This is a genomic window from Thermocrispum municipale DSM 44069, assembly GCF_000427825.1.
GTDB lineage: Bacteria > Actinomycetota > Actinomycetes > Mycobacteriales > Pseudonocardiaceae > Thermocrispum > Thermocrispum municipale.
Genome location: NZ_KE386593.1, coordinates 413,311 through 437,227, shown reverse-complemented (window position 1 = coordinate 437,227; position 23,917 = coordinate 413,311). Strand labels below are relative to the sequence as shown.

The following is a 23,917-nucleotide window of genomic DNA, read 5'->3' as shown; positions in this document are numbered from 1 at the left end:
CCTGCGCATCACCGACGAGGTGCCGGAGCCTGGTGGCGCGCGAGGATCGCGGCCGGATCGTGCCCGATGACGAGGCGCCTACGACGCTGCGCCACAACCCCCACCACCCTCAGCGACACAGAGCGCCGCGGATACCCCGCGGTTCGCTTTCGTAGGTGTGTTCGGCATTGCTGCCGCGCACCACGAAGCAATACGGGCGCTGCGGGTTGACCTTCACGCGCGCCGAATTGTTCCGGTAGGCGACTTCGGCCCGGCTGATGCCGCGATAGTCGGTCACCACGACGGCGAAATCCAGGGGCGCCGAGCTCGTCCAGCGCAGGGTCACGAACTCGCCCTCGTCCCGAGGCGGATGCAGCACCACGTCGACATCGTCCTGCCCGACCGGGGCCGCAGGCGTCTCCGACGCGACGATCGGAGGGGCGGCCGGGGCCCCTGGGGTGTACGGATCGTTCGCCAACATGACCACCGCTGCCACCACCAGCAGACACAAGCCGAGAACGGCGGCGATCGGTGTCGCGAGCGTCGTGCGCCGAGGAGCCTGCGCGCCGACCACGGCGACCAGCTGCCGCCCCGGAGGCCGCCCCGGATTGCCGGGCGGCCGGCTGAAGTCGTCGAAAACCTCGGGTCGGCCCCTGACCGGCGGAGGTACCGCAGCGAAATCGTCGAACTCTGTCGGCCCGCCCGGCACGGTCACATCGAATCCCGTCGGCCCGGTCGGCACGGCCGGTTCGGGTGGCGCGACTGGAGCAAGAGCGACGGCCGGCGCCGTTCCCGTGTCGACCGCGCGAGCGAACCACCCGGCGATCTCGGCGGCGTCCGGCGGCCGGGCGCCTGGATCGTGGTGCAGCAGGGTGGTGAGCAACTCGGCCAACTGCCTGGGCACATCCGTGCGAGTCAACGGCTGCGGAGTCACGTCGACGATCCGCGACATGCCACGCCCGGCATGCGGCGGCCGCCCGGCGAGCGCGAAGTAGACGACCGCACCTATGCCATAGATGTCGGCCGCTCGGCTCGTCACCTCGTCCCGCAGCGTCTCCGGCGGCAGACACGTCGTGTCCCGGTGCGGTCCGTACGGAGACGCCGTGCGCAGCGCCGTCCCACCGTCGGACAACACCGCTTCCCCGGACGCACGAAAAAGCACGTTGCTTGGCGTGACGCCGCAGTGCACAACGTCGACGTGGTGCACGGCAGCAACCGCGGCAGCGACCGCTTCCCCCAGAGCTAACGCATCGGACACCGACAGGGGTCCACGGCTGGCAACGAGCTGCGGCAGCGACTGTTCGCACAACTCCATCCGCAGCGCCGCGCGTCCCTCGTGCTGAACGACGCGGTCTGCCACCAGCACCGGCGCCATCGCCCGCGCCCGCGCCAACCGGTCCAGCTCGACGGTGACATCCTCCCGCACGCGCGGCTCGAGCGTAGTCGGGTAAACCTTCAACGCGTACGTCTCGCCGGTCACCGGATCGACACCGGCAAGCACGTTCGCGGCCGGCCCGTCAGCCAGCGGCACGAGGTCACCCGGCCGCAGGTCCGACACCGAAACCGGTTTCGTGCCTCCCTGCGCGCGCTTCCGCCGGACCATGCTGCGCACTCCGTCCCACTGGCTGCTGTCCGCTAGCTGCCGCGCCGGTCTTCCGGCACGACCTCGACCACATGATGAGCAGCGGAAGCGATGAGCCGATCGCCGTTGCAGCTTGCTGCAGCGAGCGGGGTGAACGGGGACGGATGGATCAGCGATGACGACCGTAGGACTTGTCCGGGTGACCATCGTCACGCCGCACCGTCGGATGGACATGGCACTACCGGAGCGAGCTCCGATGGCAGAGCTCCTGCCGACGCTGTTGCGTCGCGCCGGGGAGAGCCTGGCCGACGACGGGGTCCTCACCGGCGGCTGGGTGCTGCGCCGCGCGGACGGGACGGTGATCGAAAGTTCCCGGGCGCTGGGCGCCTACCAGGTCCACGACGGGGAAGTGTTGTATCTGGTGCCCCGGATCGAGGACTGGCCGGAGCTGGAGTACGACGATCTGGTCGACGCCATCGCCTCCGGAGCGGGCAAGACCGGTCGGCTCTGGAGTCCGCAGCAGACCCGCCGCGCCGGGCTCGCAGTGGCCGCGTTCGCCGTGCTGCTGGCCGTGGTTGCGATCCTGCGTGCCGGACCGAGTTGGGAAGACGCGACCTGGACCGCGTTGACCTTGGCGGCGTTGTTGCTCGGCGCGGGCACGCTGCTCGCGCGAGCTTTCGGTGACGCCGCTGCCGGTGCCGTCCTCGCTGCTCTGGCGATGGTGCCCGCGGCCTGCGGCGGCGCACTGGCCCTGGGCGGTTCGGCGCAGTTGAGCGAGTTCTCCACCCCGCACGCGTTGACCGGCTGCGCCGCCTTGTTGTTGACCGCGATCCTGGGCTACGTCGCCGTGGCCGACGGTGCCGCGGTGTTCGTCGGCGCCGCGACGTTCGGTGCGCTCGGCGGTCTGTGGGCGCTGCTGGAAGTGATCGGCTGGGTGAGCACGGTCGAGTCGGCGGCCCTGCTCGGCGCGGCGGTTCTGATCTTCTCCCCGCTGATCGGGCCGTTGGCGATCAGGATGGGCAGGCTGCCGATGCCGGTGTTGCCCAAGACGTCGGCCGATCTGGTGCGGGACGACCCGCAGCCGCCCCGCTCGGCGGTCTACGCCGCGGTGCTGCGGTCGGACGGCCTGCTCACCGGCATGATCTGGGGAAGCTGCCTGGTGGCGGCCGGCTGCCAGATCTGGCTGGCGGTGGACGCCAGCACGTCGGCGATCATCCTGCTGTTCCTGCTGACCATCGGGTTCCTGATCCGGGCACGGCTGTATCCGGCGATCCGCCAGCGGGTGCCGATCATGATTGCCGGGCTGGCCGGTGCCGCCGGCGCGGCGCTCATTCCGCTGATGGCCGACGAAAGCAGGCTGCTGACTGTCGCGGTACCGCTCATGCTGCTCGCCGCGGCGGTGGCGATGACGCTCGGGATGACCTACAGCCGCAAACCGCCAGGCGCCTACGTCGGCCGGTACGCCGAGCTGCTGGAAGTGATGATCGTGCTGTTCGCGGTGCCGGTGGCGTGCAGCGTGCTCGGTCTGTTCGGCTGGGTTCGCGGACTCGGAGGCTGAGTCGTGGCCAGCAAGCGGGATCAGCTCCACGCGTATCAGTTCATGGTGCAGCGCGTGCTGTCGGCGATCATCACGCGCGAATCGGATCCGGAGACGCCGCCGTTCCGCCGCCCGACGATGGTGGCGATCTTCAGCATCCTGTTGGCGTTCGTGTCGCTGGGTGCGGTGTGGATCTTCGGGTTGCTGGTGCCCGGCGGCAACAACACCTGGCGGGACGGCAAATCCGTGGTGGTGGAGAAGGAGACCGGCACCCAGTACATCTACGTGGGCGGCAAGCTCGTCCCGGTGCTCAACTACGCGTCGGCGGTGCTGGCGCTCGGCGACTACGCCGAGACCACGTCGGTGTCGCAGGCCTCGTTGGCCGGGGTGCCGCGCGGGCCGGAGATCGGTATCCCGAACGCGCCGAACTCGTTGCCGTCGGCCGATCGCGTGCTGCTGAAGGGCTGGACGCTCTGCTCGGTGCCGATCACCGACGAGTCGGGTGGCGACGCGGAGAAGTCCACACTGCTGGTCGGCCACGAGCCGGTAGGCGGTCTGGCGCTGGGCGACAAGGCCATGGTGCTCACCGAGTCCGGTACGAAGACCACGTACCTGGTGTGGCAGGGCAACAAGCACCTGATCAAGAACCAGGCGGCGGTGCTGGGCGCGCTGGCGCTGCTGGGGCAGCCGCCGCGATATGTCAGCAAGGAACTGCTGGACACGCTGCCGACGGGAGAGACCATCGCGCCGTTGAAGGTCCCGGGCCTCGGCAAGAAGTCGTCCGCGGTGGCCAGCCGGGACTACCTGCGCACCGGTGAAGTGCTGCGGGCCAGCACGCGAAGTGGCGGCTACCAGTACTACCTGGCGCACCGGAAGGCGCTGCGGCCGATCACCCCGTTGCAGGCCGAGATCCAGCTGGCCGACGAGCAAACCACGCGGAAGGCGTACCGGAACACGGAACCGAAGCCGGCCGAGGTGAGTGCGTTCGACGTGAACGACGCGGACATCATCGAGACGAAGCCACCGTCAGAAGCCGCGCCGCCGAGCACGCGACCGGAGTTCGTCGACCCCGGCCGCGGACGGCCATCGGTGTGCGCCACCTACGACTCCGGGCAGGCGAGCCCCCGTGTGCAGGTCAATCCACAGCTCCCGCCCACGCGCATGATGGCGCCGTCGCCGGGGATCTCCCGGCTCGGGTTGCCGCTGGCCGACGAGGTGTATGTGCCGCCGGGCTGGGTGTCGATCGTGGAGGTCGTCCCCACCGCCGGAATGATGTCCGACGAAGAAGGCTCGTTGGCCGGGACGGTGCTGGTGGTGACCGATCGCGGGCGGGCGTATCCGCTGGATGAGGCCGAGACGCTGAAGATCTTGGGCTATGGGTCGGTTCGGCCGTTGCGGATGTCCAGTGAGATCGTCGCCCGGATTCCGCTCGGTCCGAGCCTGAGCCAAGCCGCCGCGTTGCAGCCCGCCGAGCGGCCGACGAACAAGGGCAGCTGAGCGGCACTGCGCTGCCTGAACGTGCCAACCCGATCGTGTGGTCGTGCGGTATCTGTGGCGTGACCAGCGGAATTGCTCTCGGTGGCGCGGACCGAGGTCGCTAGCATGCGCGCGTGAACGACCCCACCACGTCTGCCATTGCTGCTTTTGTCGCGGGCTTGGCGCTGGCCTTGCTGCTGGCGGTGCCCTACATCGCGGTCAGCTACCGCAGGCGTGGCGAGCTCGGTGCGGGGCATGCGCTGCTGGCACTGGCGTTCCTCGTCTACTGCATGGCGCTGTGGACCTACACGCTGCTGCCGTTCCCGGACGCCACGCCGGCCTGGTGCGCCGAGCATGCTGCGAATGCGATGCAGACGCGGCCGCTGCAGTTCATCAGCGACATCCGGCGCGAGCAGGCCACGTCGACCGGGACGCTGCTGCACAATCCGGCGGTTCAGCAAGCGGTGTTCAACGTGGCGTTGTTCGTGCCGCTGGGCATGTTCTTACGGCACCTGTTCCGCCGTGGGTGGCTGCTGACCGTGGTGGTCGGGTTCGCGGTGTCGCTGTTCATCGAGTGCACGCAGCTGACCGGTGTCTGGTACCTGTTCGAGTGCCCGTATCGCCTGTTCGACGTCGATGACCTGATCACCAACACGGTCGGTACCGCGCTCGGCGTCGTGGCCGCTCCGGTGCTGCGACTGGTCCCGGGTCAGCGGATCAGTGCGCCGCCGAGCGAACCCCGCCCGGTCACTGCCCGCCGTCGGCTGTTGGGCATGGCCGTCGACCTGCTGTCGGTGATGCTGCTGGGTTCCCTCATCGGCATCCCGTACGCGCTGCTCGTCGGCCTGAACAACGTGTCACCTGTCGAGTCGGTGCTGCTCGGCAACTACGTGCCTGCGCTCGTGCTGCTGTATGTGGTGCCGCTGTTCGGCAACGGCGCCACGTTCGGGCAGCGGGTGGTGCTGCTGCGCCCGGTCGGCCCTGATGGCGGCAAGCCTGCGGTGTGGCGGATGACCGTGCGGTTCCTGGTCGGCTCGGGCGGCTACTTCCTGCTGCAGGGGTTGTCCCTGCTGATCGACAAGCACTTCGACGACGTGTCGTCACTGTTGTTGCTGGTCAGCGCGATCACGGCGTTCCGGCCGCGTGGGCACCGCGGGCTGTCCGGCATCATCGCCGGTCTGCAAATCGTCGACTCGCGCGTGGACGCGCCGACCGTCATCCTTCCTCGAGCACGCTCGGTGTGACCGACAGCTGCATCAGCTCCGGGTCCTCGCCGCGGCGGATGATCCTGGCCCGGCCGGGCGGCAGCGTCTCGGGACGGGTCACGCCTAGCAACGGCCCTTCGGTGCGCTGGGCGGACATCAGGAAGCCCGTTGATCCGATGTCGACCAGGCGAGCCAGGAACATCTCGAACATCGCACGGCCCGCACCACCCGAGCGTCTGGCCAGCACCACGTGGAAGCCGAGCTCTCGACCTTGCGGCAAATAGTCGAGCAGCGGGGCCAGCGGGTTTTCCGACTTCAGGCTCGGCACCACGAGGTCGTAGTCGTCGATGAGCAGGAACAACTCCGGGCCGGACCACCAATTGCGGTTGCGCAGTTGCTCCGGTGTGACGTCCGGGCCAGGGCGCCGCGTGGCCAGTCCTTCGGCTATCTCCATCGCCATGCTGCGTGCGGATGCGAAGTCGCTGCCGTAGCCGACCAGATGACTGTCCGGGACCTCGCCGAGCAGGCCGCGCCGATAGTCGAGCAGCACGATGCGCGCCTGTTTCGGGCTGTAGGTGTCCACGATGCGGCGCGCGACGGTGCGGATGAAGTTCGTCTTGCCCGCTTTCGTGTCACCGAGCAGCAGGCAGTGCGGAACATCGAGGAAGTCCAATTGAACGGGGCCGAGGTCGCGTTCAGCCAGTCCGACGGTGAGTGGCAGCGACCCGTCGGACGGCTCGTCAGCGGGCAGCGTGGCGTTGTCGACCTGACCGGGCAGCACGCGCACGGAGGGCGCGGGATCGTGCTGCCACGAGTTCGCGACAAGCTGCGTCATCGACATGGTGGCCGCCTGCAGATCCTGGTCGGAGGTCACGCCGTCGACCCGTGGCAAACCGACGAGCATCTGATGCTTCGTCATCGAAACGCCTCGGCCTGGGCTGTCGTCGGGCACCGAAAGTGCCGCCACACGGTCGATCATACTGTCGATGGGGTCGCCCAGCTTCAGCTCGATCAGGCTGCCGAACATGTCGCGCATCTGCATGCGGAGCTCGAACGATCGAGCCACTGAGAGCACGACATGGATGCCGTAGGACAGTCCCCGCGCCACCAGGTCTTGCACCTGCTCGACGCCTGCGTCGTGTTCTTTCGCGAAAGCGCCCCAGCCGTCGATGATCAAGAAGACGTCACCGAAGGCGTGATCAGCGAACTCGCCGCGTGCGCGCGCCGCGCGGAAGCTGGCCATGCCGTCGATCTCGTGTTCCGCGAACAGCTTCTCGCGCTCGTCGAGCACAGCAAGGACCTCGGCGATCGTCCGTCGCACTGCGCCGGGGTTCTGCCGACCCGCGACGCCGCCGACGTGCGGCAGTCCCCGCATCACGCTGAGCGTGCCGCCGCCGAAGTCGATGGCGTACATCTGTACTTCGCGAGGTGTGTGACTGAGTGCGAGGCTGGCCATCAAGGTTCGCAGTGCGGTGCTCTTCCCGCTGTGCGGACCACCGAGCACCAGCACATGGCCGCCGGCGCCGGTGAGATCGAGGACCTGTGGGTCGCGTCGCTGCTCGAAAGGCCGGTCGACGATGCCGACCACCGGGCGCAGCTGGCCCGCGTAGTGCGGGTTGATGGTGCACAAGCCCCGCTCGGGTGTTTCGGCCAGCGGCTGCAGTAGCTGATCCAGCGTCGGCGACTCCTCCAACGGCGGTAGCCACACCTGATGCGCTGGCTTGCCTTTGCCTTCCAGGCGCTGGGTGAGGATGTCCAGCAAACTTTCGCCGACCGCATCGTCGTCGGGGATGTCCTCTGCAGGCTCGTCGTCCTCCTCGGCGCTGGGTTGCTGGTAGTGCGTTGTGTAATCCAGCAGATCCAGCTCCGGCTTTTCGCTGACGTTGCCGGTGGTTTGGTCGGTCCGTCGGTAGACGCCCGAGACGTAGGCAGAACGAAATCGGGTCATCGGTTCGACGCCGAACTGCAGGAACCCGTGGCCGGGTGCGCGAGGTAGTTCGTAAGCGTCCGTTACGCCGAGCACAGCCCGCGAGTCCATGGCGGAGAACGTTCGCAGGCCGATGCGGTAGGACAGGTGTGCCTCAAGTCCGCGCAGGCGGCCTTCATCCAGACGCTGAGACGCCAGCAACAGGTGCACGCCCAACGAGCGCCCTACCCGGCCGATCTGCACGAACGTGTCGATGAAGTCGGGCTTGGCGGACAGCAGCTCGGAGAACTCGTCGATGACGACGAGCAGGACCGGGACTTCTTCCAGCGGCGCTCCTGCGGCGCGGGCCTTCTCGTAGTCACGCAACGAGGAGAACTTGCCTGCCGCGCGCAGCAGCTCTTGGCGGCGAACCAGTTCGCCGTTGATCGCGTCGGTCATCCGGTCTACCAAGTGCAGTTCTTCCTCGAGGTTGGTGATCACCGCGCTGGTGTGCGGCAGCCGGTCGAGCCGGGTGAAGGTCGCGCCACCTTTGAAGTCGATGAGGGCGAAGTTGAGCGAGTTGGGCGGATGGGTGACGGCCAGGGCGAGCACCAGGGTGCGCAGCAGTTCGGACTTACCTGAGCCGGTGGCGCCGATCAGCACGCCGTGCGGCCCCATGCCGTCCTGGGCGGACTCCTTGAGGTCGAGTTCGATCGGGGTGCCGTCGGACTGCACCCCGAACATCACGCGCAGCTTCTCCCGGTTGGGCCGCTGCACCCAGGTCTTGGCCGGATCGAACGTGTAGGGGTCGCCGATGTCGAGCAATTCCGCCAGGTCGAGGGAGGCGCTCAGCGCGCCCTCGCCGCGGCCGACGCCAGTCAGTCGTAGTGGGGCGAGCTGCCGTGCGATGCCTTCTGCGGTGACGACGTCGAGCTGGTCGGCTGTGCCCAGCTCCGTTTCACCGTCGTAGGAGTTGGCGGTCAGCCTGCCGTCCTGACCGATGTCGAGGACGAGCGCCGAACGGTCCAGCGCTCGCGGTGGGGCGGACGTCAGATCGATGATCGTCACGCCCTCCAGGCGGGGTCCGGACATGAGGTGGTCCGAGCCCGCAACCGTGCCGCCGTCGATCACGACCACAACGTGCGCCCCGTCGCTGCGACGCGCGTTCGGGTCGAACCGTGGCCGGTTGGCCAGCATGTCGTCGAGCATCGCTTCGATGCCCGCCACCGAAGTGGCGACCAGCCTGACGGGGCCGGCTGCGTCGGTGCGCTCCGGGTGCTGCGCGTGCGGCAGCCACTTCACCCATTCCCAGTCGGACTGCGCGGCATCTTCGTCGCTGCACACCGCGATTCGCACATCGTCCGGCGCCTGCAGGCACGCCAGCTGGGCGATCATCGCGCGGGCCAGGCCGAGGGTGCGGTCGCGGTCGCCGCGCAGGTAGATGCGGGCAAAACCGTTGAGGGCCAGGGCCAGCGGCATGTCCGGCACCGCGGTGTAGGTCTTGAGGAAGCGGCGCAGCGCAAGTGCCGACAGGGGTTCCAACTGCTCGAGCGGCTTGGTTTCCGGGGGAATGGGCCGGGTGGAGGGGCTTTGCCGCCCGACGCCGACTCGCGTGACGAGGAAGTCGGGGTCTTCCACGCGTCGTTCCCACAACCGGTAGCTGGGGATGAGAGCCCAGAGGGACTGCGGTGCCGGGTGCAGGTACTCCATCGCCTCGCGCTGTTTGACGATGGTGCGCTGCAGCCGTACTCGGTTCTGGGCCAGCTTGCGCAGGTATTGCCTGCGCGCGTAGCCCATTTCTTTCTTGTTCGCCGCGCCGGACATGATCACGATGAGGATGATCATGACGACGAAGAAGGCCCCGAACAGCGCGAAAATGGCGTAGCGCAGCGGCCCGCTCATGGTCCGGGAAAACATCAACATCATCATCGTGAGCATGAGAAACATCGGCACCATGTACATCACCGGCGTCATCTGACGACCGGTCGGTGCCGGGATCTCGGGCGGCGCGTCCAGCAGCAGCTCCCCGGATGGCAGCTCAGGGGACGGCCGCCGGGACGGGCGTTTCACGACGACTGTGGCCACCGCACTCCTCCTCGCTGGGCGTACAGCGGTCAGATTCACGCACCACCGAGCCCCCGGCTGCCACCTGGCAGCAAGGTGCCGATTCCTCTCAGGCGCCCGCTTTACCGGCCTACCGTTGTCCCAGGTCATCCACCCGGAAGGGAAGGGGAGGGATCATGACCGGAGATCGAATTAGGGTCGACTTCGAAGCGGTGAACGGGCTCGCGGACTCGATGTCGGCGGGAAGCAAAGAGCGCGCCGATTGTGCCGTAACGACGCAGAGAAAGCGGGAAGTACTGGCCGAGCTGTACGCCCATGACCCGGCCGGGGATGCCATCGCCAACGGCTATGGGCAGAAGATGACTACGGCCGAGCTGCACGACTCTCAGGTTTTGGAGGATCTGGCGAACGCGCACCGTACCCTCGTCGAAAATTCCGCCCAGTGCGTTCAGCGCGCAATCGCGCGGCTGTAGTCGTCGAATTCTGAACACTCTCCTGCCGTGCGCCGACGTCCTGACCTTGTATTCGTCAGCGTTCACGACTGGCAGCAACATGTCAGGCAGGTGATTCGAATCCCATCAATTTTTCGCCCTGGAAGTAGGAACGTGGTTCGCGCGGAATGAAGCGCGGCCGGCCCGAGGAGGACTGACAACATGACAGGACACCGGCTAGATCTCGTCGAAGACGAATTTCTGGCATACATCACGCACGAAGAGACCGTGACAGCACCAGAGCTGGAGAAGATCGGCAACGACGTGGTGCGGTCCACGGAAGGGATTTGCTCCGGCGGTCTGTACATGGGTAATGCAGCCAACGCATCGCTGCTCGGCAGCGAATTGATGAACACCAAGAGCTGCTTGCCGGCCGCGGAATCGGCTCGGCAAGCCGCCATCGACGGCCGTGCCCATCTCGCAGCCTACGCCGAGAACGACGACAACGCCCAAGTTCGCTACTCGAACATCTTCGGCGCGATCGCCCAAGTCTGACACAGGGGAAAATTATGGCTAATATTCGAAGAGTTGATTTTGACGCCCTATTAGGTGAGTCGACCATTCGTGCCGCAATGGCCGAAGAACGGGCTGATCTGTCCACCCGTGGCCTGCACATCAAACAAGCTCTTGTCGAGCACGGCGCTAATGATTCCGCCGGCGCGGCGGTGCTCGACAAGGGCGTGGAGTTTCACAACTACGAAATGGCTGACGTCGACGTGCTGGACGCCGCCGCCCAGCAAGACGCCCTGACCGTGGACGACTCGATTGCCACGGTGAAGTTCGCGGAGAACCTGCACCGGAATCGACCCCCTCGGATGTGACCCACGTACTTCCTTCGAACCGACCGGTCGCCGGGCGTGCGGTGCGCGCCCGGCGACTCTGTTGTGTACCGAGCTTTCATACAACCGGCGCACGGCAGCCGTGCCTTCGAGTGGACCTCGCTTACACTGCGGAACTTCCTGTGGATAGTTGTCCACAGCCTGTGGATGCCTATCCACAGGTTTGGTTCACCCAGTTCAATCACGCCTCTGCCCCGCGTAGCACGGGGGTTTGGAGTCGCCCTTCCTGGGAGGGCGGGAATGTGATTGCTCACGACGGGCGACAGCGGCGGGCCCGGCGCCCCGTGGGGTGCCTGACTCCCGGCGTCCGGACGGCCCTGCGTACGGCGCCCGGGACCTCGTCTCAGTGTTCCGTCCTCACGCGACTGGGTCGTGGCGCGTCTACTGCTCAGCCGGCGGCTTCGGGAACAGAAACACTTCGTCAGGCGGCGCTTCCACCACGCGCTCGGTCGACACGGGAGCAGCCCGGCTGGGCAACCAGCGACGACGCCGCGCCCGCCGCACAGAAGGAACGAGCACGAGCCCGAGCACGGCGCCGAGCACCAGCAGCCCGGTGACGGCCATGGCGATCGAGCCGGCCCGCCGCCACCACGACACCGCCGCCTCGTAGGCCGGATCCACGGTGCGGGGCTTCATCGCCGCGAGCGGCACGGGGTCGTCGTCGACCAGCTTGTCGGTCAGCGCCCGATGCGGGTTCACCATGCCCTTGCCGTAGCCGAGCCCACGCGAAGGATCGGCCGTGGCCAGGATCCGCTGCACCACCTTGCCGGCCTTCATCGTGGGATGCTGCGCCCGGACCAAGGCAGCCGTAGCCGCCACGAACCCCGCGGCGAACTCCGAACCGCTGTAGTAGTTGTGCCCGCGCTCGCGCGCCGCAGCCAGCACATCCGCGCCTGGCGCCACCACATCGGTGTGCGGGCTCACCCGCGACTGGTCCAGCGTGCCCCGGTAGTTCACCGCCGCGACGCCCAACACCCCGGGGTAACCGGCCGGATAACTTGCCCCGGCACCCTCGTCATCTGCACCACCTACAGCCGCGACGACGACGGCGTCCCTTTTGCGCGCGTACTCCACGGCGTCCCGCACGCGCGCAATGCTGTGCGAGGACGCCAGGGTCACCGCGATGACGTCCGCCCCTTGCTCAGCGGCATATCGAATGCCGCTCGCCACATGTCGCGAAGTCACCTGCTCGCCGGGTCCGAAGGCCGTCGCGCTCCGGTCGCTCACCCGCACCGGTAGGACCTCGGCACCGGGCGCGAGCCCGGCAAACCCCACGCCTGCCCGTGGACGAGCGGCGATCAGGCTCGCGACAGCCGTTCCCTGCGAGTCGCAGTCGAAGTTCCCCGGCAAGCTGCCCTCGAAATGAAAATCCGTCCCACGAAGAACCGCACCCCGCAGCTGCGGATGATCCGCGTCCACGCCGGACCCGACGACCGCCACGACGACACCCCTCCCGGTGCTGTGCGGCCACACGGCCCGACGAGGATCGAACGTCCGCTGCGCCCACGGCATCGTGGACACGGTCTGCATCCCGGGATCAGCGCTGTTGCACGCGCCGGCCGGCGGCTTGGCGACGGCACTCGGCGTCACCACCATCCCGCCTACCAGCGCGACAGCACACACCGCGGCAATCCGTCTCACACCGTCATCGTCAGTGGTCCCGCCCCACCACCGGCCCCGCTGACCGCAAAAGGCCACCTGGACACCCCTCATAGACAAGCGTATAAATCAGGGATGTCGAAGGGAGGGCGATGACGACCACCGAGGCGCGCATCCAGCACCTGCCGACACCCCCAGGCCCCAAGCTGCCCGGCGCCCTGCAGACGTTCCTGTTTCCCTATCGACACCTGGTGATGCCGCGCCTGCGCAAGCGCTACGGCGACGTCGTCGCCATCGAACTGCTCGGCCGCCCGTCCGTCCTGCTGTACACCCCCGAGCTCAACAAGATCGTCTTCTCCGGCTCTCCCGAGGTCTTCCACGCGGGCGAGGGCAACCGGGTGCTGCGCCAGATCATGGGCAAACACTCCGTGCTCATCCTCGACGAGGACGAGCACCGCAGGATGCGCAAGCTGCTCATGCCCCCCTTCCACGGCGCGGCACTGCGCGGCTACCGCGAGACCATGACCGAGCTGGCCGTCGCCGAAGCGGAATCCTGGCGCCCGGGCACGGTCTTCTCCGCACACCAGCGCATGAACCAGCTGACCCTGGAGATCATCCTGCGCGTGGTGTTCGGCGTGGTGGAAGGCCCGCGGCTGGACGACCTGCGCCGCTCGATCACCAAGCTCGTCACCCAGCCGATGCCGATCTACATCGGCGAGTTCGTGCCGTCGTTGCGGAAGTACGGCCCGTGGCGACGCTTCCGCGAGCTGGTCCACCACGTCGACGACCTGCTCTACGCCGAGATCGCCGAACGCCGCAAGGTCACCGACCTCGACAACCGCACCGACGTGCTGTCCCAGCTGCTCAGCGTGCGCATCGACGGCGACGAACTCTCCGACGCCGAACTGCGCGACCAGATGGTCACGTTGCTGCTGGCCGGCCACGAGACCACCGCGACCGCGCTGGCCTGGGCGCTGCACGACCTGGCCCGCGACCCGCAACTGCAGAACCGCGCCATTCAAGCCGCCGACGAGGACGACGAGAAGTACCTGGAAGCGGTGCTCAAGGAGGCGATGCGGCTGCACCCGGTCATCTACAACGTGGCCCGCACACTCACCGAGGACATCGAACTCAACGGCTACCGCATCCCCAAGGGACACACGGTCCTGCCAGGCATCGGGGTCATCCACGGCGACCCGGCGCATCACCCCGACCCGCAGGCGTTCCGACCCGAGCGGTTCCTCGACGGCAGCGCGACGCCCGCGACCTGGCTGCCCTTCGGCGGTGGCGTACGGCGCTGCCTGGGCGCCGGCTTCGCCCAGCTCGAGGGCACGATCATCTTGAAGGAAATCCTGTCCCGCTACCGCCTCGAACCGGAACGTGCCGCACGCGAACGCACCCGCGCACGGCACATCACGCTGACCCCGGCCCGCGGGACCCGCATCCGGGTGCATCGCCGCTGACCGCGGCAGGATTGACGGCGTGACAGCCAAGCGCAGCGCCGGGATCCTCCTGTACCGCAATCCGCACCGGCCGGAAGTCCTGCTCGGCCACATGGGTGGCCCTTTCTTCAGCCGCAAGGACGACGGCGCATGGACCATCCCGAAGGGCGAGTACACCGACGACGAGACACCGCAGGAAGCCGCCCGCCGCGAGTTCGTCGAGGAGCTCGGCATAGCGCTACCGCCTGGGGACCTTCGACCGTTGGGCGAGATCCGGCAGTCCGGCGGCAAGGTCGTCACCGCGTGGGCACTGCTCGGCGACGTCGATTTGTCGACATTTCAGCCGGGAACGTTCGAGATGGAGTGGCCGCCTCGCTCCGGTCGACGGCAGGAATTCCCCGAACTCGACCGCGTCGCGTGGTTCGACATCGCCACGGCCCGCAGCAAGGTCGTGAAAGCCCAATCCGTGCTGATGGACCGGCTGGTCGAACTGCTCGACTGAAAACCTGGGTTCTGGTCGGTGGACCGTGGCACGATCTCCTTATGGCACGGTCCGCCGAGGAGGAACGCCTCCGCGAGCTGGTACTCATGCGGCGCGTGCGGGATCGCATCGACCGCGAGTACGACAAGCCGCTGAACGTCGAGGCGCTGGCGCGCGGCGTCAACATGTCGGCGGGCCACCTCAGCCGCAGGTTTCGCGCCGCCTACGGCGAATCCCCGTACGGCTACCTGATGACGCGACGGATCGAGCGGGCGAAAGCGCTGCTACGCCGAGGAGACCTCAGTGTCACCGAAGTGTGCTTCACGGTGGGCTTTTCCTCGCTGGGCACGTTCAGTACCCGTTTCACCGAGCTGGTCGGGATGTCGCCGAGCGTTTACAAGCGGGAGTGCGCCGAAGAGCTCGCGGGCCTGCCGACCTGCGTGAGTAAGCACGTGGCCAGACCGATCAGGAATCGAGAAGCAATGCCGTCACGCCGCGTCTAGCGTCATCGGCATGGACATCAAAATTGCGCACACATTCATTCCCCACACCGATCCGGAAGAGTCGCTGAAGTTCTACCGCGACGCCCTCGGATTCGAGGTCCGCAACGTCGTCGGGCACGGTGACATGCAGTGGATCACCGTCGGCCCGCCCAGCCAGCCCGACACCTCCATCGTGCTGCACCCGCCGTTCGCCGACCCCGGCATCACCGAGGACGAGAAGCGGGTGGTCAAGGAGATGATGGCCAAGGGCACCTACACGATGGTGGTGCTGTCGACCAAGGACGTCGACGCCGCGTTCGAGAAGATCCAGGCCGCGGACAACGTGGAGGTCGTTCAGGAGCCCACCGACCAGCCGTGGGGCGTGCGCGACTGCGCGTTCCGCGACCCGGCAGGCACCATGATTCGTCTCAACCAGGAAGCATGACCGCCACAGTGCCGCGACCCCGAACTCGCCACCAGCGCCGCCGCGACACCGAGCATCGCCTGAACAACGACATCGACGCATGGGTCAGCAGTGCGTCACCGGACGGTGCGCCGTATTTGGTGCCGCTGTCGTTCGACTGGGACGGCCGGACGCTGCTGCTGGCCACCGCGACCGACAGCGTCACGGGGCGCAATCTGGCCGCCGCGAAGCAGGCTCGGGTGGCGCTGGGCGAGTTCCGGGACGTCGTGATGATCGACGCGACGGTCGAGGTACCCGACCACATCCCCGACGAGCGCGCGGACAGCTTCGTGCGACGCGCCGGCTTCGACCCGCGACGAACCTCCGAACCGTACAGCTGGTTCGTACTGACCCCGCGCCGCATCCAGGCGTGGCGCGAAGCGAACGAGATATCCGGCCGGTTGCTGATGCAAGACGGACAGTGGCTGGTCTGACCGGCGGTAACGCCACCGGCCACGGCAACCGATAACCGGCGACGAGCGGATACCTGCCGATCGTCGGCCGCAACGAAGGAGAGCGATGAGCACCGCCAGTCAGGACGGAACCACCACGGTCGGCCAGCATCCCGCGGACACGCACGACGTGATCCGGGTGCAGGGAGCGCGAGAGAACAACCTGCGCGACATCAGCGTGGAGATTCCCAAGCGCAGGCTCACGGTGTTCACCGGCGTGTCCGGTTCAGGGAAGAGCTCGCTGGTGTTCAGCACGATCGCGGCCGAATCCCAGCGGATGATCAACGAGACCTACAGCGCGTTCCTGCAGGGCTTCATGCCGTCGCTGGCCAGGCCCGACGTCGACATGTTGGAAGGGCTGACCACCGCGATCATCGTCGACCAGGAGCGACTCGGCGCGGACGCCCGCTCCACCGTCGGCACGGTCACCGACGCCAACGCCATGCTGCGCATCCTGTTCAGCAGGATCGGCGATCCGCACGTCGGCCCGCCCGCGGCGTTCTCGTTCAACGTCCCGTCGGTGTCGGCCAGCGGCGCCATCAAGATCGAGCGCGGCAACAAGACGATCGCGGAGAAGGCGACGTTCAACCGCCTCGGTGGCATGTGCCCGACGTGTGAAGGCAAGGGGTCGGCGACCGACTTCGACCTCGCCGAGCTGTACGACGAGAACAAGTCGCTCAACGAAGGCGCCGTCGAGGTCCCCGGCTACAGCATGTCGGGCTGGTACGGGCGGATCTACCGCGGCTGCGGGTTCTTCGACCCGGACAAGCCGATCAAGAAGTTCACCAAGAAGCAGCTGCACGACCTGCTGTACAAGGAAGCGACGCGGATCAAGATCGACGGGACCAACCTGACCTACATGGGCCTGATCCCGCAGATCCAGAAGTCCTATCTGAACAAGGACCGGGAGGCGATGCAGCCGCACATCCGGGCCTTCGTCGACCGGGTCGTGACGTTCAAGACCTGCCCGGACTGTGACGGTACGCGGCTGGCCGAGCACGCCAGGAAGTCCAAGATCCACGGGCTGAGCATCGCCGACGTCTGCGCCATGCAGATCGACGACCTGCCCGAATGGCTCGGCAAGATCGACGACCCGGGCGTGGCGCCACTGGTGGCAGGTTTGCGCCACCTGGTCGACTCGATGATCGAGATCGGGCTGGGATACCTGTCGCTGAACCGGCCGTCGGGCACGCTCTCCGGGGGCGAGGCGCAGCGGGTGAAGATGGTCCGCCACCTCGGCTCGGCGCTCACCGACGTCACCTACGTGTTCGACGAGCCCACCATCGGCCTGCACCCGCACGACATCCAGCGGATGAACAACCTGCTGACCCGGCTGCGGGACAAGGGCAACACGGTGCTGGTCGTCGAGCACAAGCCGGAGACCATCGCGATCGCCGACCACGTCGTCGACCTCGGCCCCGGCGCGGGCAGCGCGGGTGGCCAGGTGTGCTACGAGGGTCCGGTCGAGGGCCTGCGCACCAGCGACACCATCACCGGGCGGCACCTGGACGACCGCGTGTCGGTGAAAGACACCGTGCGGGAGCCGACCGGCAAGCTTCAGATCCGCGGGGCCGACGCGAACAACCTGCAGAACGTCGATGTCGACATCCCGCTGGGCGTGCTGTGTGTGATCACCGGTGTGGCCGGGTCCGGTAAGAGCTCGCTGATTCACCACTCGATCAAACCCAGCGAGGACGTCATCACCGTGGACCAGACGGCGATCAGCGGTTCGCGGCGCAGCAACCCGGCGACCTACACCGGTCTGCTCGACCCGATCCGCAAGGCGTTCGCCAAGGCCAACGGGGTCAAGCCCGCCCTGTTCAGTGCCAACTCCGAAGGCGCGTGCCAGAACTGCAACGGCGCGGGTGTGGTGTACACCGACCTCGGGATGATGGCCACGGTGTCCCACCCGTGCGAGGTGTGCGAGGGCAGGCGGTTCCAGGCGGAGGTGCTGGAGTACACCTTCGGCGGCCGCAACATCAGCGAAGTCCTCGAGATGTCGGTAGCCGACGCGACGGAGTTCTTCGCCGACGGCGAGGCCAAGCTGCCGGCGGCGCACAAGATTCTCGAGCACCTGTCCGACGTCGGCTTGGGTTATCTGAGCCTCGGACAGCCGTTGACCACGCTCTCCGGTGGTGAGCGGCAGCGGCTGAAGCTGGCCACGCACATGGGGCAGAAGGGTGGGATCTACATCCTGGACGAGCCCACCACCGGTCTGCACCTGGCCGACGTCGAGCAGCTGCTCGGGTTGCTGGACAAGCTGGTGGACTCGGGCAAGTCGGTGCTGGTGATCGAACATCACCAAGCGGTCATGGCGCACGCCGACTGGATCATCGACCTCGGCCCGGGCGCGGGCCACGACGGCGGCCGGATCGTGTTCGAGGGGACACCGGCCAAGCTGATCGCCGACCGGTCCACGCTGACCGGCCGACATCTCGCCGAGTACGTCGGAGCCTGAGGGCAGCCCAACGCCCGCCGCGCGCCTTCCGCGGCGGGCGTTGCTCTGTGCGCGTGAACTTGTTGCCAACTGCCTCCAGGGCGCTGACCTGCGATGACATCATCCTCGTGGCGCCTTGGGGGGAAAGCATGACCGAGTTCAGAACGCGACCGGACGGCACGGTCTATCCGCTCACCGGCAAGAAGTCCAAAGCGCGCACGATGGTCGCAACAGGCGCGGCGGCGACGTTGATCGCGGCAGGCCCGAGCCTCGGCGGTATCGGAACCGTCGGTGGCGCCGGGTCCGGGTTGACCAGCGGCTTGAGTTCGGCCATGCGGGCCAAGGTCGTCAAGGCGAAGAAGACGATCCGTGCCAAGCCGACGCGCGCGTGGCGCCAACTCGGGCTGCGCAAGGGCACGATGCGCCGGATTCCGAACGCATCGTGCGTGGTGAACTCCTACGGCAAGGTGCAGGCGTACTTCGTCGAGCATCCGTGTCGCTCGCTCCGCCGCCTGGTGCTGCCGCTCAGCGACGGCCGCGGCAACAGCATGCTTCTCGCCGTCTCGTGGGTGCGCATGCCCACCAAACGAACGGCGCGTGAGTTCAAACGGCTGATCGACATCCATGGCACCGGCGACATCAAGCCGGTCGCGATGAGGATGTGGCAGCGCCAGTTCGGGGTGACGTTCACCGGCCGCAACTACGACTCACGCCGCAGCCACACCACGGTTGTGGTGGCCGAGACCGAACCTCTGCGCGGGCGTCCGTCGCGCGATGTTCTACAGGCGGCGGCAATGGTGGGGATCCACCTGCCCTGGCGCTGATCGGTCATTCCTCGCACCGGGCGGCGATCTCGAATCCGGCGGCGCGGTAGTCCTGCAGGTCGATGCTCGCGTCGCTGCCTTCGATCAGGGCGTCCTCGATCTCTCGCAACGGACCCTGCAGCGCGGCGATGATCGGTTCCCAATCCCGGGGAGCAAGTCCAGATCCTCGATGACCTCGTGCACCTGGCTGGAGTCGATGTCGCTCAAGGTCGGGTCCTCGGCAGCGGTCATGATGATCGCGTTGGCGCGCGGACCTGGCGCATCGTCCGTTTCGAAGAACAAGTCACAGGCCGCTTCCTCGGAGACCCGCAACGGCGATCGCGACGTCGTCGCCGCCAGATTCTCGTTCCGACCTGGCTCGTCGCTGGAGGATCCGCCGCAGGCTGTCAGCAGCAGCCCGGCCGCCGCCACGACGATCGTCCATCTCATTTGTCGCCCCCCCTCCCGGGACCATCACCGCCCACAAACCGTTCGTGTGCGGACAGTGAGTTGTTTCCGCCCCAGACACCGCGCGCCGACGACATGACGGCCGACGCTGTGCCGGTTCGGGACAACCGCCGGGCTAGGCTGCGAACGCCGCCACCAGGAAGGAGTGCCGGTGATTCTTCCCAAGGTGCGCGACATGCGATTCGTGACGATCCGTCGCGGTGGAACGCTGACCGACGAGAACCACCGCTTGCTCGCCGAGTGGGCGGCCACATGCGCCGAACACGTGCTTCCCTTGTTCGAAGCAGTCCGCCCGGACGATCCGCGTCCGCGCGCGGCGATCGAGCACGCACGGGCCTGGATCCGTGGCGAAGTCAGGATGATGCAGGCGCGCGCTGCGGGCGGCCACGCCATGGGGGCCGCCCGCGACCTCACCGGCGCCGCCCGCTTCGCCGCTTACGCAGCCGGGCAAGCCGCGGTCGTCGCGCACGTAGCAGCACACGAGCTGGGTGCAGCGGCCTACGCGATCAAAGCCGTTCGCGCGTCGGTCCCGGCCGATGAAGCGGAAGCCGCCGGCCGACGCGAGTGTCACTGGCAGCGCGACCAGCTCCCGCCACAGATCCGCGAGTTGGTGCTGGACGACCAGAGGCTCCGTAACGACATCTGCTGGCACGTCTTCGACGTCTGATCGACCGGCGTCGGTCAAGATCACCCTGGCACCTCAGCCGGCAGCCGTCCCGAAGGTCGACCGCTGCGTCGCCACCGCGGCGACGCCCAGCGGCCCTAGACCTGGCCGCTCGTCTCGGGTCCGCAGCAGAACGGGTCGTCGCACGGGCGCCCGACCTCGCTGCCGTACACCGCGAAGGCGCGCACCGGCTCCAGTGCCTCGCGCACGTCGGCGTCGGAAAGGCGTTGTCGTGCCTGCCGTGGCTTACCCCAGCCGTCCGGCAAGTCGTCGAGGTCGAAACTGGCCTCGCCGTCGATGAACAACGTCCAGGCCGGGTGATCCGGGAACGGGTTGCCCCGCAGCACCCACCAGCTGTCGGCGACCCGTGCGGCCGCGGGGAACTTCGCGTCACCTGTGCCGCGCCACTGCGGCCGCATGTCCTCGACTCGTGCCGGATCCATGCCACCAGTCTGACCGAAAACGCCACGATCCGGTGACGTGGTGAGTATTTTGCGAACTTCACGCCACAGTCGGGGCACCGGTCACCCTTGTCTCGCGTCTGAAGGTGTGGAGACGCCTGGTGCAAGGGGTGCGCGGTGGGAAAACTGGCGGGCTACGCCGAGATCGAGACGTTGGGCAGTGGTGGCTTCGGCCGGGTCGTGTTGGCCAAGCACGAAGCGTCCGGAACGTTCGTGGCGATCAAGTACCTGCACGAGCGGTATCTGACCAATCAGCAGGTACTCGAGGGTTTTCGCCGCGAAGCCGCGCTGCTGGCGTCGGTGAACTCGCCCTATGTGGTGCGGCTGTACGACTTCCAGGTGCTCAGCGACACCGCGGCCATCGTGATGGAAGCCGTGCCCGGGGTGTCGTTGCGCTCGATCCTTGCCGCCGAACGCGCCCTGGCGCCGGAGTCCGCGCTGTCGGTGCTGAAGGGCTCGCTCTTGGGGCTCGCCGCCGCGCACCAGGTGGGTGTCGTGCACCGCGACTACAAGCCGGACAACGTGCTGGTCTCCGACCGCGGCGTGTCGAAGCTGGTCGATTTCGGGTTGGCGGTGCTCGACGGCCACCAAGGCCTCACAGCCGGTTCTCCCTCGTACATGGCGCCCGAACAGTGGGCTGGCCAGCCGGGGACGCCTGCCACCGATGTGTACTCGGCGACCTGCGTGTTCTACCAGTGCATCACCGGACAGAAGCCCTTCGCCGCTGAGACGTCGGCCGAGCTGAAGGTGATGCACGAAACCGCCGCGCCCAACCTGGAGCTGGTGCCCGAACACCTGCGCGGCCTCATCGCCGCAGGCATGGCCAAACACCCGCAACACCGGCCCCCCACCGCGGAAGCGTTCGTCGCCGAGTTGGAACGGGTGGCCACCGCGGTCCACGGGCCGGAGTGGGAGAGCCGCGGCTGGCAAGCTCTCGCCGCCGGAGCCGGCGCCCTGGTAGCCCTTTCGCCGCTGGCGTTGCTGGCCGCGACGGCGACCGGCACACCGATCGCGGGAGTCGCCACCGGGGCCGGATCCGCGGGAGCCGTGGGCACCACCGCGGGCACCGGCGCCGGCGTCGGAAGCGGTGTCAGTGGAACCGCAGCCGGGGCCGGCGCAGGAGTCGGGACGGGAGCAGGCACCGCTGCAGCGGGAACAGGCGCGGGAGTCGGCACCGGAGCGACGGGAACCGGCGCGGGAGTCGGCAGCGGAGCAGCCGGCGTCGCCGCCGGGGCCACGTCAGTAGGCGCGGGTGCGGGCGCCACAGCAGGCGCCGCCGGTGCAGGCGCTACCGCCGTGGCCACCTCGGCCGGAGCCGGAGCAGCCGCAAGCACCGGACTGCTGGCCACCGCCACAGCCAAGTTCGTCGCGGCCGGCATCACCGCCGCGGCCCTCGTCGTCGGCGGCGTGGTGGTCGTACAAGCCGTCGGTGGGGACGAGCCGACGCAATCCGCACAACAGGGCTGCACGGACGCGGCACCGCAGAACCTGGTGCCTGGCTCGGACCGCACGGACTGCCGCTGGCAAACCTCGGCCGAACAGATCGTGGGTTACGGCGATCGAGTCGTGCTGATCTCGCAGAAGGACTCGAAGTTCGAGATGCGTGCGGTCGACGGCGCGACCGGCAAGCAGCTGTGGTCGACCGGACCGCTTGCCGGACGAACGGACGGCGACGCACCTCGCTCGCTGCAGGTCGTCCGGCACGAGGGCAAGCCGTACGCCGCGTTCAACTACACGACCGAGAGCGGGTCGGCCGCGGCCTTCATGCCGTTGGACGCCGACGCCGACGCCGAACCCGTCACGTGGGAGTCGAACGAGACCGTCCGCATTCACGCCGAAGCGGACGACGCCATGGTCTTCTACGACGAACTCGATCAAACCCCGCAGGTGATCGACCCGACCACGGGCCAAGCCGCGGAACTCCCGGCGGATGCGTCCAAACGGGTGTTGGCCGTCGGTGACGGCTGGTACGCCGAAGGCGATGACACCACCTTCGTCGTCCGGAATTTCGAGGGTGACGAACTGTGGAACCCCGACGACAAACGCCCCGACCGCATCCGCTGGCCGGTGCACTACAAGGCACTGGCGGCCCACGGCGAGTACCTGGTCATGCTGGCACCGCTGGTGCCGACCGACGCGGGAACCGACATGGTCTTGTCCGTGCACGACCGTGAGGGGAATGTGGTCGCCGATACCGACTTCGGCGCCTCTTTCGACGTCCACGACCTGACGGTGGTGGCATCGCCGAACCAGAAGTGGCTCGCCGTCACCACCGACGGCGCGGCCGCGGCGATCCATCTCGCGTCCGGTGCAGCACGGCAACTCGATGACCTGGTCAAACCGCTCGCGATCACCGATGTCGGCCAGGTTGCGGGCGTGGTCACCGGAGCTCGCGACCTCGCCGTCGTCGCCGACGGGAAAACCGGGCAGATCACGTGGTCGGGGGACCGCGCGACGCGGATCCCGGTCGTGGCGACCGCCGACTACGTGGTGCTCGGCGACTGGATCCACCCGGCACTGCCCGACGCCGAACCGCCTGCCAACCGGACCGTCTGGGCGCTGCGCGGGACGATCGAGCCGGACGGGCCCGCGACGTCCGCACCGCCGGAATCAACGCTTGACGACTATTTCGTCGGCACGTGGCAGTCGGTCGGCGATGTCGATCAGCCGAACGTCGACACGACGTACCGGTTGGAGGTCGAGATCCGCACGGGCAAGGTCGGCGACATCGTCGGCACGGTCAGCTACCCGGGCCTGGACTGCTCGGGAACCTGGCGGCTGGAGAGCGCGACGCCGGAGCGGGTGGAGATCACCGAAGACATCACCGACGATCCCGAGGACACCTGCCTGACGCCGGTCGACATCACCCTCGAGCGCACCGACGACGGGCTGAACTACACCATGCCGAACGGTGGTGCCGAACTCGAACGCCGCTGAAGCCCGGGCGGTTGGCACCGGCCTTCCCGGCGGGCACGCCCACAACCTCACATTCCGATCAACTTGTGACTGACTGGGCACCGACAGTGATCACGCCACGTCCAAGATCGCGTACGGGAGATCGACGGATTTTGGGTTGTCAGAGGTGC

General features: G+C 67.7%; 19 protein-coding genes. 15 read left to right on the top strand and 4 right to left on the bottom strand.

Translation table 11 applies throughout. The features are described 5' to 3' along the window. Positions 1 to 109: 109 nt before the first annotated feature. Positions 110 to 1,582, bottom strand: coding sequence for a protein kinase domain-containing protein (locus tag YWM_RS0117455; protein ID WP_169721009.1), 1,473 nt, complete (start codon positions 1,580 to 1,582; stop codon positions 110 to 112). A 154-nt stretch (positions 1,583 to 1,736) separates the two neighbouring features. On the opposite strand from YWM_RS0117455, the gene eccD reads away from it, so the two are divergent. From eccD to YWM_RS0117440, 3 genes are all read left to right on the top strand, one after another. Continuing rightward, complete coding sequence (gene eccD / locus YWM_RS0117450; RefSeq protein WP_028851775.1) at positions 1,737 to 3,119, top strand: type VII secretion integral membrane protein EccD; 1,383 nt, start codon at positions 1,737 to 1,739, stop codon at positions 3,117 to 3,119. A 3-nt stretch (positions 3,120 to 3,122) separates the two neighbouring features. Next, positions 3,123 to 4,595 (top strand): type VII secretion protein EccB, encoded by a 1,473-nt coding sequence (gene eccB / locus YWM_RS0117445; protein WP_028851774.1) that lies wholly within the window; start codon positions 3,123 to 3,125, stop codon positions 4,593 to 4,595. A 113-nt stretch (positions 4,596 to 4,708) separates the two neighbouring features. Then, the gene (locus YWM_RS0117440) at positions 4,709 to 5,818 is read left to right on the top strand and encodes a VanZ family protein (protein WP_043661476.1); all 1,110 of its coding nucleotides are present in this window, start codon (positions 4,709 to 4,711) and stop codon (positions 5,816 to 5,818) included. On the opposite strand, the gene YWM_RS0117435 is transcribed toward YWM_RS0117440, so the two are convergent. Continuing rightward, positions 5,790 to 9,770 carry a type VII secretion protein EccC gene (locus YWM_RS0117435; protein ID WP_043661473.1) on the bottom strand — a complete coding sequence of 1,327 codons (3,981 nt, stop codon included), beginning with the start codon at positions 9,768 to 9,770 and terminating at the stop codon, positions 5,790 to 5,792. The genes YWM_RS0117440 and YWM_RS0117435 overlap by 29 nt on opposite strands. A gap of 155 nt (positions 9,771 to 9,925) precedes the next feature. On the opposite strand from YWM_RS0117435, the gene YWM_RS0117430 reads away from it, so the two are divergent. The 3 genes from YWM_RS0117430 (at position 9,926) to YWM_RS0117420 (ending at position 11,061) form a co-directional block, all read left to right on the top strand. Further along, positions 9,926 to 10,222, top strand: coding sequence for a hypothetical protein (locus YWM_RS0117430; RefSeq protein WP_028851771.1), 297 nt, complete (start codon positions 9,926 to 9,928; stop codon positions 10,220 to 10,222). Between the two features lie 180 nt (positions 10,223 to 10,402). Next, positions 10,403 to 10,735 (top strand): hypothetical protein, encoded by a 333-nt coding sequence (locus tag YWM_RS0117425; RefSeq protein WP_028851770.1) that lies wholly within the window; start codon positions 10,403 to 10,405, stop codon positions 10,733 to 10,735. A gap of 77 nt (positions 10,736 to 10,812) precedes the next feature. Beyond that, the gene (locus YWM_RS0117420) at positions 10,813 to 11,061 is read left to right on the top strand and encodes a hypothetical protein (RefSeq protein ID WP_028851769.1); all 249 of its coding nucleotides are present in this window, start codon (positions 10,813 to 10,815) and stop codon (positions 11,059 to 11,061) included. Positions 11,062 to 11,460: 399 nt separating this feature from the next. On the opposite strand, the gene YWM_RS0117415 is transcribed toward YWM_RS0117420, so the two are convergent. Next, complete coding sequence (locus YWM_RS0117415) at positions 11,461 to 12,720, bottom strand: S8 family serine peptidase (protein ID WP_028851768.1); 1,260 nt, start codon at positions 12,718 to 12,720, stop codon at positions 11,461 to 11,463. A gap of 110 nt (positions 12,721 to 12,830) precedes the next feature. On the opposite strand from YWM_RS0117415, the gene YWM_RS0117410 reads away from it, so the two are divergent. The 8 genes from YWM_RS0117410 (at position 12,831) to YWM_RS0117365 (ending at position 20,373) form a co-directional block, all read left to right on the top strand. Further along, complete coding sequence (locus YWM_RS0117410) at positions 12,831 to 14,141, top strand: cytochrome P450 (RefSeq protein WP_028851767.1); 1,311 nt, start codon at positions 12,831 to 12,833, stop codon at positions 14,139 to 14,141. Between the two features lie 19 nt (positions 14,142 to 14,160). Then, complete coding sequence (locus YWM_RS0117405) at positions 14,161 to 14,622, top strand: NUDIX hydrolase (protein ID WP_028851766.1); 462 nt, start codon at positions 14,161 to 14,163, stop codon at positions 14,620 to 14,622. 41 nt (positions 14,623 to 14,663) lie between these two features. Next, positions 14,664 to 15,104 carry a helix-turn-helix transcriptional regulator gene (locus YWM_RS0117400; RefSeq protein WP_028851765.1) on the top strand — a complete coding sequence of 147 codons (441 nt, stop codon included), beginning with the start codon at positions 14,664 to 14,666 and terminating at the stop codon, positions 15,102 to 15,104. A gap of 10 nt (positions 15,105 to 15,114) precedes the next feature. Next, complete coding sequence (locus YWM_RS0117395) at positions 15,115 to 15,528, top strand: VOC family protein (RefSeq protein WP_028851764.1); 414 nt, start codon at positions 15,115 to 15,117, stop codon at positions 15,526 to 15,528. Further along, positions 15,525 to 15,980, top strand: coding sequence for a pyridoxamine 5'-phosphate oxidase family protein (locus YWM_RS0117390; RefSeq protein WP_028851763.1), 456 nt, complete (start codon positions 15,525 to 15,527; stop codon positions 15,978 to 15,980). Before YWM_RS0117395 ends, YWM_RS0117390 begins: the two co-directional genes overlap by 4 nt. Positions 15,981 to 16,065: 85 nt before the next feature. Next, complete coding sequence (locus tag YWM_RS0117385) at positions 16,066 to 18,456, top strand: ATP-binding cassette domain-containing protein (protein WP_028851762.1); 2,391 nt, start codon at positions 16,066 to 16,068, stop codon at positions 18,454 to 18,456. Positions 18,457 to 18,584: 128 nt separating this feature from the next. Next, the gene (locus YWM_RS0117380) at positions 18,585 to 19,259 is read left to right on the top strand and encodes a hypothetical protein (RefSeq protein ID WP_028851761.1); all 675 of its coding nucleotides are present in this window, start codon (positions 18,585 to 18,587) and stop codon (positions 19,257 to 19,259) included. 598 nt (positions 19,260 to 19,857) lie between these two features. After that, on the top strand, positions 19,858 to 20,373 hold the full coding sequence (locus YWM_RS0117365) for a putative immunity protein (protein WP_028851759.1): 516 nt from the start codon (positions 19,858 to 19,860) through the stop codon (positions 20,371 to 20,373). Positions 20,374 to 20,468: 95 nt separating this feature from the next. On the opposite strand, the gene YWM_RS0117360 is transcribed toward YWM_RS0117365, so the two are convergent. After that, complete coding sequence (locus YWM_RS0117360) at positions 20,469 to 20,813, bottom strand: hypothetical protein (RefSeq protein WP_211232518.1); 345 nt, start codon at positions 20,811 to 20,813, stop codon at positions 20,469 to 20,471. Positions 20,814 to 20,948: 135 nt separating this feature from the next. Between YWM_RS0117360 and YWM_RS25365 the strand changes: the two genes are divergently transcribed. Next, on the top strand, positions 20,949 to 23,768 hold the full coding sequence (locus YWM_RS25365; protein WP_052345064.1) for a serine/threonine-protein kinase: 2,820 nt from the start codon (positions 20,949 to 20,951) through the stop codon (positions 23,766 to 23,768). Positions 23,769 to 23,917 lie beyond the last annotated feature (149 nt).